The following is an 11,018-nucleotide window of genomic DNA, read 5'->3' as shown; positions in this document are numbered from 1 at the left end:
TTGGTTTTATACTTGGAGAACTTATAACTTCCCAATACAGCTCCTTCAACCATGGCCTGGTGGACGCCCCTCAGGCTGTCTCTTGCAGAAACCATAAGAACGTCCCTGCAGCGCTCCTTGGTAGCCTGCTTTACTACCAGAGCTGCCGCCCGCCGAAAGTCATCCAACTGAAATTGGGACTCCTTGCCCAAACCAACGACAAAGACATGTTTTACTCTTTTGTCAAAAAGACATGTCCACAGGGTCGTATCCTTCTGAGCCTTGAAGGAGGATTCTGAAACCCTCCAACTGATTAGGTTGGCTATATCTTCTCCAAGGAACCGAAAATCCCCGAGGTCTTCCTCGCTAACGAAGACAGCAAGAGCATCTCCAGACCATTCAGATGCAGAACCCATATATGCCTTAATGTCCACTTCAAATACCCCCCCACATAAAAAATTTTTTATGTACAAATTAACTATGGTATTCCTTACCATGCAAACAGTATATAATAAAACACATACAAGAGTCTTCCAAGGCAATTTGCAGGAGAGGTCCTCATGAAAAAAATTGTGATAGGCATTGATGTAGGCTCCTCCTCTATCCATTGCGGAGGTTTGGACTTGAACACTAAAGAAGTCCTGTGGTGTTCCAATCCTCATCCCCATTTGGGGCGCCCCTTGGAGACCCTTAAGAATGTTATTTTGCCTCAGATAAGGGCACTGGAAGCTGAATTCCAAATTGTAGGCACAGCTTTAACTGGCATAGGGGCCAAAACAATAGCGGAAACTACGCCACAGGTATTTTACGAGTACGACAGTGTGACCATCCCCAAAGGTATCTCCATGTTAGAAGAAAACCCTCGCTATGCTTTTCACCTTGGTGCAAAGGATTCTTACTTTTTCAGTTTCGGGAAAGTGATGGGAAAAACCGTCCTATTGGAAAGCAACACCAACACCAAGTGTGGTGGAGGATCAGGCACCTTAGTGGAAAAACAGGTACGACGCCTCTACTGTAAAGCTAACTCATCCAACCAACACGATCAAACATTAGAAGCTTTATTTGCAGAAGCTGTAGAGGAAGCAACTTCATACCCTGATGCCAAACCCTACAGGGCTCGATGTGGGGTGGTCATCCAGTCAGATATGATACATGACCAAAACGAAGGTATGCCGAAAGCCGCCTTGATAGCAAAGCTTTTCAAAACAGTAGCGTTCAACTTTGCCCAGGACGTAATCGGCCCTCGCCAGCTAGAAAAGGATGCAAAGACAATAATCTCGGGCGGACTAGCGCGGATAAGGCCCATAGTCGACCAGATAGAGAAAATCACAGGACTTCGAATAACCACCTGCAAACACCATCTGCAAGTTGCGGCCATAGGAGCTGCCTCAATGAGCATAGAGAAAAACAGGTTATACGTGCTAACCTCAACGGACATAGACCGAGCCCTTTATGAAGCCAAAAGAAACAGGAAATACGCCCCACCATTGAAAGACTACTTGGAGAAGGTTTACGTTTACGATGATTCGAGGAATGGAGCAAAAGAAGCTATACTTCTTTCATCTGATCCAGAGGTGGTAATAGGGGTAGATGGGGGCTCTACGACCACAAAGGCCGTGGTGGTATCTTTGAAGGATGGCAAAATCCTGGACAGCCTTTACCTTCCAACCCACGGAGATCCCCTAGGGGCCCTCAAAAGGATAATAAAGCACTTTTCACGCAACAAAGAGCTTTACAAGGTGATGGGGATATGCACCACGGGGTCGGCCAGGAAACTTTTTGAGAGCGTACTATCCAGCAGGGCCGCGCGCAATAGATTTGAAAGAGAAGGGTTTCAAGTTCCCGACGCTGCAGTGGACGAGATAACCTGTCACGCCATAGGGATACGACACCACGATAAAGACATAGACACGATCTTCGAGATAGGTGGACAAGACATGAAGTTCACCACCTTCAAAAGGGGACCCTATGGCCCCCTTGACGAGGTGGAAGAAGCGAAGATGAACTATTCGTGCCAGGCAGGAGCCGGCCAAACACTGGAAAACATGGCAGAGATCCTGGGATTGGACGTCAAATCCTCCCTCCAGGAAAAGGCCCTTTCGGCATCCAAAACCCCAATTATAGACGCCACCTGCGGCGTTTTCATGGAAATAGAAGAACAACGTTTGATCGCCGAGAACTTCCCCCAGGAGGAAATAGCCGCAGCTATAGTTCGGGCCACTGCTGAAAGTTACTTCCATAAATTCGTAGGAGGCTCAAGGCACGTGGGGCACAAGTGCTCCTGCCAAGGCGGCCCTTCCCTGGGCAAGGCCTTTCTAGCCGCCATGGCGCAGGTAACAGGCAAAGAAATTCACGCATACCCCGGAAGGGAACTTTTTGGTGCATACGGTGCAGCTTTATGGGTCAGAGACAAGGTCATCGAACTAAGGGAGAAAGGCTTACCGGTTCGTTCCGCCTTTCGTGGATGGAACCTGGCAGATGAAACCTTCAAGTATGAAGAAAAAACATGCCTCGAAAGATGGGGGAAAAGTTCCTGCGGAGTGCGAAATTGCACTCTGAAGATATTCCAAGTGTCAGGAGAAGAGATCATTAGCGGAGGCTTTTGTCCTAGGGGCAATAGCGACGTCTCGGAAAAACCTAAAAAAGATTATGTGGTGCTTTTTCACAACCTCCTAGAGAAGCATTTTGACGGTGTATTGTTCCAAAACATAGGTAAAGAAAAGGTAAATTCACCCACCATTGGCATCAGGCGATGCGGCCTCATGCTTGGCAAAAGAAGCGTATTTTTCTCCGCCATGCTGAAGCAGCTGGGTTTCACTCCAGTACTGACACCTGTTTCGGACCATAAAATCACCGAGCTTGGAACCCGCTTTGCCCCAACGGAATATTGCATCGCAATGAAAATATCCGCAGGGCATGCTGCGCTGCTGACAATGAACCCCAGCATAGACTACCTTTTCATGCCCTCTTTCATAGATGAGATCGACGAAAAAGGAAACAAAAGGATGTTCTGCATATACACAGAGGCTGAAAACTTCGTATTGAAGGACGCCTTGGGCATCGACAAAAGCAGGTTGGTCATGCCCATACTCCATTTGGGACAAAAAGGTCCCTTAGCTCAAGAAATAGCTCGAGCGATGAAAGCCATTGGACTTTCGTATTCAGAGAAACAAATCAAAGAAGCCATAGATCATGCAAATCAAAAAGTTGAAGCCTTCATGGAGGACCTGGCAAAGGCAGGAGACCGATTCCTTTCATCCTTGGCAAGCGACAAAGAACCGGGATATGTAGGGTTGGGAAGGGACTATGTGCTACTGGACCCAGAAGCATCATCAAACTCGGGTCACCTTTTTACCCAAGTGAGGGGCATGCATTACATTCCTCAGCCTTTCCTGAGACACAAGTATAAAGACATTGATATAGACAAGCTGGTGGAAAATGAATACTGGGCTCAGAGTGCCGAAATACTTAAAGCGAGCATATACACATCTCAAACACACAATCTCTACCCCATAAGGCTCATGAACTTTGCCTGCGGACCTGATTCCATAAAATTCATGATGGAGAGCGAAATATTTAAAACTAGCTCAAAGCCCTTTCTTCACTTGATGACCGACGCTCAAGTAAATAACGCCCCCTTCTCTACTCGGGCTGAAGCTCACCACAGAGTGGTTTCCCTTCACTTCAACTCCGACAGAAAGTCACAAAAACAAAGGACTTCCCTTTTGTTCACCTTCAAAGGAACCAAGGTAACAAAAGGCACTGACAGAACATGGCTAATACCATACATGGGGAAGGTAAGCTCTCTTGCTGCAGCCGCTGCTGAAAAGTGGGGCATCAAAGCCGCAGTAGTACCCACAAACACTCCCGAATCCCTCGAAACCGCGGGTAAGTTTATATCCATGGAGACCTGTTTCCCCTTGAGAGGGGTCGTTGGAGACATCATGGCTACTCTCTTAAAACTCGAGGCAGAAAAAGGCCCACGAAAAGTGCAAGATGAATACCTGATTTTTCTTCCCACCACCAGCGGTCCCTGCCGCTTTGGTAAATATTCAGAAGTACTAAAACTCATACTCAGGCAAGTTGGCTTAGGAGAGATTCCCATAGTATCTCCCAGCTCGTCAAGGGGATACTTAGACTTCGACGAACTGGGCCTGAACCTCAATCCATTCGATGGATTACGGTTAGCAGCCGACATATACGATGCGATCCTGGTATCTGACTTATTTGATGATCTCATATTGAGGTTCCGGCCATATGCCAAAGACAAAGAGGCCTTCAACGAACTTAGCCTCCAAAGGTTTAATTCCCTCAAGGATATCCTAGCGGGAAGAACTTCAGGCATAAACATCTGTCAGTGGCTGGTAGAGACAGGGGAAACCATGGCGGAGTTCCCTAGGAAACAAAAAGAGCGCTTCCCCTTGGTACTCTACGTAGGAGAGATATACATGCGTCAGCACGACCCATACACAGGTAACATAGTGGAAAGGCTTGAGGAGGAAGGGCTGGAGCTGGTGAGAAGTCCCGTTCATGAGTGGCTGGAATACGTAACGTTCCTAGCATGGGAGAAAGGAAGAAAACCACTGAACCTGTTAGCAGAAGCCTACATGAGATTCGCCAACGGAAAATTCAAAAGGACTATCCAAAGTTACTTAAAGGAAAGACACGTGCTCTCATCTCCAAGGGAGATCCTATCCAGGATAGAAGCAGAAGAGGTATATCATTCCGATATCATGGGAGAATCTGCCCTATCCATAGGCATATTCAACGAGTTTATAAAGGGGCGCCTGAGTAGCCATAAACCTCCCATATGCGGTATATTCCACGTAGGGCCCTTTACGTGTATGCAAGAGGGAATATCGAGCGCAAAGATTCGGGCGATGATAAAGGAGTTTCAAAAAGGAAACAGGGAAGAAGTAATTCCTGTAATAAACGCATTCTTCGGGGAATCACCAAACCCAAACCTGGAAGCCGAAATAGCCTCCTTTAGGGAAAGTTGCTACCTAAGAGCACAATTGACCAACCCATAGCCCAAATGCTGCAGCCAAGGTCATGATGAAGTTGTCATACCTCCCAGGCGTCAAAAGCTCCGCTAAAGAAGAAATTACAGCACCTACACCCAACCCCACCATACTAAGTCCACCAAAGACCTCAAGGGAGCCAAAAGCGAAAGACGTGAAAATGCAGGCAAAAAAGCAGGCCGCGGTGCCTTCAAGGGTCTTTTTTCCTCTTATGGTTCTTCTTCCCCATTTGGATCCAACCATGACAGCCCAGGCATCTCCAAGGGTTACTATGATAAGGGAAAGAGGGCCAATCGGCTCGGGGAAAAAGGAAGCAAGAGCTCCAGCGGTCAGGTACATGGTTGTTCCCGTTACGAAGTGACTTTCCTCCTCTTTGCTTACCTTTGAGAAAAATCTGCAAAAGGCCTCATTGAAACGGAAGCTGTAGTTTCTCAGAAGCTCTGAACCGAGGGATATGGAAGCCATCGTCACCAAGACGTACCTATAAGAAAAGAGACCAAACACGGGAAATATGACGAGAGGGAAAACCAACCCCAACAGCCTGTATAGTTTCCTTCTGTAGAGGAAAATCCCCATGCGCTCTTTGATGCGCTCCATTTCCTCAAGGAACAAAGCCCTAAGGGGCTCTAAAGCCAAAACCATCAACGCCACAGCACCAAAAACTCCTATTAGGCCCAATTGCCCTGAGGCAGGGTAAGCGATTAGACATGACAGAAGAAAAGCAACTAGAGGTGCACCTCCAAAAATGAGCATCAAGGTCAAGAACAAAATCACAGAAGCCGCATTTCGAAGGAGCAAGCCTAAAACTAAAAGAGCACCCACTGCGAAGATGGCATCCTTGGAACCCGGCAATATGTAACGTCTCATAAGTTTTCTTTCCCTTCAAGTTCCTTTTTGTTATTATATCTTTTCAGGCCTCAAAATATGAGCTCCAAGAAGTGGAGGAAGCAACATGGGTTTTATCGACTTGGTCCTGAAACGTAAAAGCATAAGGTCCTTTCTTTCAACTCCAGTGGATAGAACCATACTGGACAAGTGTTTAGAGGCGGCACGGCTTGCCCCTTCTGCCTGCAATGCCCAGCCTTGGCAATTTTTTATATGCGACAAGGAGCCACTGAGAAGCGAACTTTCAGAGAGGGCCTTCTCTGGCATATATTCCATGAATTCCTTTGCCAAGGAAGCTCCAGTCCTCGTGGTCGTTGCCAAAAGGACCACGAAAGTCGCCCCAAAGGTGGGAGGACTATTCCAAGGCGTGGACTTTGGCCTGATTGATATTGGGATAGCGTGCGACCACTTCCAACTTGCGGCAGCGGAAGAAGACCTGGGGACCTGTCTTTTGGGCTGGTTCAACTCGAAAGCCGTAGTAAAGATACTCAATCTACCTAAAAACCTAAAGCCCACCTTGATGATAGCTGTAGGATATCCTAAGGGTCCAATGGGAGGCCGCAAAGATAGGCTTCCTCTTGAAGAGGTGCGGTCGTACATAGAAAGTCCTTCGAAATAATCAACCTCAAACAGCAAAGGTGATAGCGTAATGATTTCCTTCAACTCCGTATATCTAAGCCTTGGCGGCAAGGAACTTTACAGCGATCTCAACTGGGCCATACCTCCTGGCTCGAGGTTCGGCCTCATCGGAAAGAATGGGACAGGTAAAACAACCCTGCTAAGGATGATCACAGGCGACATATTTCCCGACAAGGGCACGATAGAGATGTCTCCAAACATGACTATTGGATACCTGCCTCAGGAATTTGTGGACCTTGAAGACCTTACGATAATGGAGTTCCTAAAGAAACGCCACGGAATAGAACGACTGGAAAAAGAACTGCGCCAGCTGGAAGAGAAGATAGCAGAGGGTGATACCTCCAAAAGTACGCTGATGGCCTACGAAAAGAAACGAGAAGAGTTCTCTATCAAGGAAGGATACTCCTTTGAGGCCAAGGCTTTGAAAATTCTAGCGGGCTTGGGATTTGCAGATAAAGACCACGAAAGAAGCTGCCTTGAGTTCTCAGGAGGATGGAAAATGCGAATTCTCCTTGCTTCCCTGTTGCTTGAGGAACCTCAGGTCCTCCTGCTAGATGAACCCACAAACCACCTGGATATAGAGAGCACCCAGTGGGTCGAACAACACCTCGAGAGTTTCAAGGGAACCATAATACTAATCTCCCACGACAGGCACTTTTTGGATTCTGTCACCAATAAAACCGCAGAGTTGCGCAACGGAAAGATCAAAACCTATAGCGGCAACTACTCTTTTTACGTTAAAGAGAAAGCAAAGCAGGAAACAATGGAACAAAAAGAAGCGATCAAGATCGAAAGAGAAAGGCAACAAATTTTGGCGTTCGCCGACAGATTCAGATACAAGGCCACCAAGGCATCCCAGGTACAGAGCAGGTTGAAAAGGCTGGAGAACTTGGTCGTGGCAACGACGCCAAAGGAAATAAGTGGTCCGGTGATAAAGTTCCCAGAATGCCCTAGAAGCGGTCTCAACGTGCTGAAAATGGAGAAGGTATCCAAGCGATACGGCTCTCTTTCCGTTTTGGAGGAAGTGGACCTGGAGATCCAGAGGGGAGAGAAAATTGCCGTAGTGGGAGTCAACGGCGCAGGCAAATCGACCCTGGCACGGCTCATGTCCGGGCGAGAAACCCCTTCTGAAGGGTCCGTAAACTGGGGGCACAACGTCAAGATAGGCTTCTACTCTCAAGAATCTGCTGCCAACTTATCATCGGAGAAAACCGTATGGGAGGAAATAAGAAGCACCCCATCAAAAGCTTCAGATCAAGAAAGAAAAAACCTGCTGGGAGCCTTCCTCTTCAGCGGGGAAGAGATAGACAAAAAGATATCTTGCCTCTCTGGAGGGGAGAAATCGCGACTTGCCCTTTTGAAGCTACTGTTGGGAGAAGCCAATTTCATCATACTTGACGAGCCCACTAACCACCTGGACATATCTACTAGAGAGATCCTTCAGGATGCCATCAAAAATTGCCGACAAACGGTGGTCATAATATCCCACGACAGATGGTTCTTGGATGAGATAGTTGACAGAGTTATAGAGGTAAAAGACGGAAAGTGCCATAACTATCAGGGCAACATAACTTATTTCCTGGAGAAAGCCCGCGAAAGGAAAGATCTTATAAAAAACACTTCGCTGAACAAAAAAACTGCCACTACAATAGATAAAGCAACCTCGAGGGCAGAAAAGAAACGCCTGGAGGCCATACGAAGGAACGAACTCTATCGCAAAAAGCAAAGCATACAAAAAAAGATAGATCCCGTGGAAGAAGAGATAACCCTACTTGAAAGCCGCAAAGATGAGATAGATACCCTTTTGTGCTCTGAAGAGATCCTTTCCAACTCTTCAAGAATATCTTCCTTGATGGTCGAAAGAAACGAAATAGAACAGAAACTTTCCTCCTTGTACGAAATATGGGAAGATTTGACTGATAAACTCCTGCAGCTGGAAACGTCTAACTAATTCACAACCTTGAGTCAGGCCTTTTGCCCATGTAACGAGAGGACCCCATAAGTACGCCAATGAACTTTAGCTGTTCCACGTTCTCGCAGATAATCTTGATGGCGCTGGCAATGGGGATGGACAATATAGCTCCGGTAACGCCCCAAAGCCATCCCCAGAACAACAAGGAAAGCAATATCACTATGGGGCTTAAATTGAGGTTCTCTCCCATTATCTTGGGAGCTATCAGGTTTCCCATTACCTGCTGAATCCCAAAGAGGGCCAGTGCTGTTATAACCACGGGTGCCATTTGTGGATGAAACTGCACAAAGCTCAACACCACTGGAGGAACTGATGCCACTATGGAGCCTATAGTAGGTATGAAATTCAAGACAAAAGCCAAGGCACCCCATGTTATAGAGAAATCCACCCCTATGCTTTTCAGGGCCAACCAGACTAAAACTCCCGTTATGGCGCTTATCATAAACTGAAGGGCAAGGTAACGACCTATCTGAAGCGATATGGTGTGCAGCAAGTGGATTACCTTCCTGCTGTGTTTCTTGGAAAACGCCATTTCTATTTTGCGCTCAAAGTAAGGGGCACTGGAAAGGAGAAACACAAGAAATATTACGACCAATATCAAGTTACTGACAAACCCCACAAAGAAGGTGGACAAAGATAAAAGGTACTTGCCTATCATTGGTCCAGGATCAATGTTGGAGACCACGTACTTGGGCAAGTTATAACTCTGAGAGTACTCTATAAGGAGCTCGGCAAACCTGGCCTGATACCTGGGAAAGGCCTCGATCAATGCTTGGACCCTTCCGTTGAGGAACAAGGCCCCACCGAAGCACACGCCGATGAAAACCATAAGCACTACGGTTGTGCTTATGAAAGTGGGTATTTTCCTCTTAGCCATTACCCTTACCACGGGAGCAAAAATAAAATAAAGAAGCCAAGCCACAACCAGGGGGAGAATCACACCTTTGGCCACCTTCAGAACGAACCCTAAGGCCACCACGCCCAAAATGGCTAAAAAAAACTGGGACAACCTATCGTCTCTCATGTGTAACTCCCCCAACTCTACGTTTACAATCTCATCTAATGAGGGTTGGCAAGGGAAAAAAGCATCCTTGCCAACCCCGTTTTATCGCCTAGAAGCTCACGCCCTCACGCCAAGACCTCTTCTACTGCCTCCAAGGCCGAAGAGATGTCCGATTTAAACCCTTGCTTTCTCAGCACGTTTCCAAGGGCTACGAGGAAAAGCTCTATGTTCTTCTTGTTGGAACCGCTTCCCATCAATCCTACCCTTATGATCTTGCCTTTTAGCTCTCCGAGGCCAGCTCCTATCTCTATATTGTACTCCTCCATGAGCTGTCTTCGAACCATAGCCTCGTCCACCCCTTCAGGAACCACGATGGACGTCAAGCTGGGCAAGCGGTATTCATAATCCACAAGGAGCTTGAGCCCCATGGCCTCCAACCCAGCCCATAAGGCCTCAGCATTTCTTCTGTGGCGAGCGAACCTATTTTCTAGCCCTTCCTCAGCAATTATGCGCAAGGCTTCGTTCAAGGCATAAATCATGTTGACCGGGGCCGTGTGGTGATAGAACCGCTCCTGTCCCCAATACCTCATTATCATGGTAAGGTCCAGGTACCAGCTCTGCACTTTCGTCTTTCTATTCTTTATCCGCTCGGTCGCCCTGGGACTGACCGTTACAGGAGCAAGTCCAGGTGGGCATGCCAAGCACTTTTGGCTACCACTATAGACCATATCCAACCCCAACCTGTCTACAGGGACTTCCATGCCTCCCAGAGAGGTAACGGCATCGACAAGCATGTACATTCCTGCATCATGGGAATATGAAGCAATCTCGTCCAGTGGCTGCAGGACTCCTGTTGAAGTTTCTGCATGAACGATCCCTACCACAACGGCGTCTGGGTTGGCTTTTATAGCCCTTCTTACGTCCTCCGGATCAATGGGCTTACCCATGGGGGCAGTTACGGAAACCACTTCCGCACCGCACCGTTCAGCAACGTCGTGCATCCTGGTTCCAAATATACCGTGCTCACAAATTATGACCTTGTCTCCTCGCTCGATCATGTTCACACAAGCTGTCTCCATGCCTGCACTTCCCGTACCAGGCATAGCTACCGTAAGTTCATTCTTTGTCTGAAACACGTAGCGCAGAAGCTCCCTGGTTTCGTCCATTATGGCCACAAAATTCTTGTCAAGATGTCCCAATGTGGGCTGAGCCAAAGCCTGAAGGACCCTCTGCTCCACAGGCGTGGGCCCCGGCCCCAACAAAAGTTTTTCTGGCACTTTCCTCGGACTGCTTATGTTCATGCTTCTCCCTCCTCCTGACGTCTTTCTTTGGGATTGTAATTCAAATTGTTCCTTATATACCTGCAATAAATAGCTGCTGCTGGATTGTGTCCCAACTTCCTGTCCTTTACCAATAAGGTCGTAACAGGCGCTTTTGCGTGCCTGTAAAAAATGGAGTCATGCCCAACACACAATCCCATTACCACCAACAACTGGCACCCTTCTTCCTCAAGAACTCT

At 47.5% G+C, this 11,018-nt stretch carries 8 protein-coding genes; 3 read left to right on the top strand and 5 right to left on the bottom strand.

Annotated elements, in window-relative coordinates; all coding sequences use genetic code 11:
* On the bottom strand, nt 1-413 hold a 413-nt coding region (locus V7Z69_RS07415; protein WP_334139405.1), incomplete at its 3' end, for a M17 family peptidase N-terminal domain-containing protein.
* A gap of 126 nt (nt 414-539) precedes the next feature.
* Between V7Z69_RS07415 and V7Z69_RS07410 the strand changes: the two genes are divergently transcribed.
* Nucleotides 540-5,009: an acyl-CoA dehydratase activase-related protein gene (locus V7Z69_RS07410; protein ID WP_334139403.1), complete on the top strand. Its 4,470-nt coding sequence runs from the start codon at nt 540-542 to the stop codon at nt 5,007-5,009.
* Here the strand turns inward: V7Z69_RS07410 and V7Z69_RS07405 are convergent.
* Nucleotides 4,983-5,867: a diacylglycerol/polyprenol kinase family protein gene (locus V7Z69_RS07405; RefSeq protein ID WP_334139402.1), complete on the bottom strand. Its 885-nt coding sequence runs from the start codon at nt 5,865-5,867 to the stop codon at nt 4,983-4,985. The two genes, V7Z69_RS07410 and V7Z69_RS07405, sit on opposite strands and share 27 nt — an antisense overlap.
* Nucleotides 5,868-5,952: 85 nt before the next feature.
* Here V7Z69_RS07405 and V7Z69_RS07400 point away from each other — a divergent pair, with 85 nt between their 5' ends.
* Nucleotides 5,953-6,504 (top strand): nitroreductase family protein, encoded by a 552-nt coding sequence (locus V7Z69_RS07400; protein WP_014162657.1) that lies wholly within the window; start codon nt 5,953-5,955, stop codon nt 6,502-6,504.
* A gap of 30 nt (nt 6,505-6,534) precedes the next feature.
* Nucleotides 6,535-8,475, top strand: coding sequence for an ABC-F family ATP-binding cassette domain-containing protein (locus V7Z69_RS07395; protein ID WP_334139400.1), 1,941 nt, complete (start codon nt 6,535-6,537; stop codon nt 8,473-8,475).
* 1 nt (nt 8,476) lies between these two features.
* Here the strand turns inward: V7Z69_RS07395 and V7Z69_RS07390 are convergent, their stop codons facing one another.
* The 3 genes from V7Z69_RS07390 to V7Z69_RS07380 form a co-directional block, all read right to left on the bottom strand.
* Nucleotides 8,477-9,520, bottom strand: a complete 1,044-nt coding sequence (locus tag V7Z69_RS07390; protein WP_334139398.1) for an AI-2E family transporter — start codon at nt 9,518-9,520, stop codon at nt 8,477-8,479.
* Between the two features lie 104 nt (nt 9,521-9,624).
* Nucleotides 9,625-10,800 (bottom strand): pyridoxal-phosphate-dependent aminotransferase family protein, encoded by a 1,176-nt coding sequence (locus V7Z69_RS07385; protein ID WP_334139397.1) that lies wholly within the window; start codon nt 10,798-10,800, stop codon nt 9,625-9,627.
* Nucleotides 10,797-11,018, bottom strand: a 222-nt coding sequence (locus tag V7Z69_RS07380) for a DUF1847 domain-containing protein (RefSeq protein WP_334139395.1), incomplete at its 5' end; no start/stop codon positions are given. The genes V7Z69_RS07380 and V7Z69_RS07385, both read right to left, overlap by 4 nt.

Source organism: Thermovirga lienii, assembly GCF_036847465.1.
Classification (GTDB): domain Bacteria; phylum Synergistota; class Synergistia; order Synergistales; family Thermovirgaceae; genus Thermovirga; species Thermovirga lienii.
The sequence above is the reverse complement of the archived record's forward strand: the minus strand, read 5'-3'. Positions and strand labels throughout refer to the sequence as shown.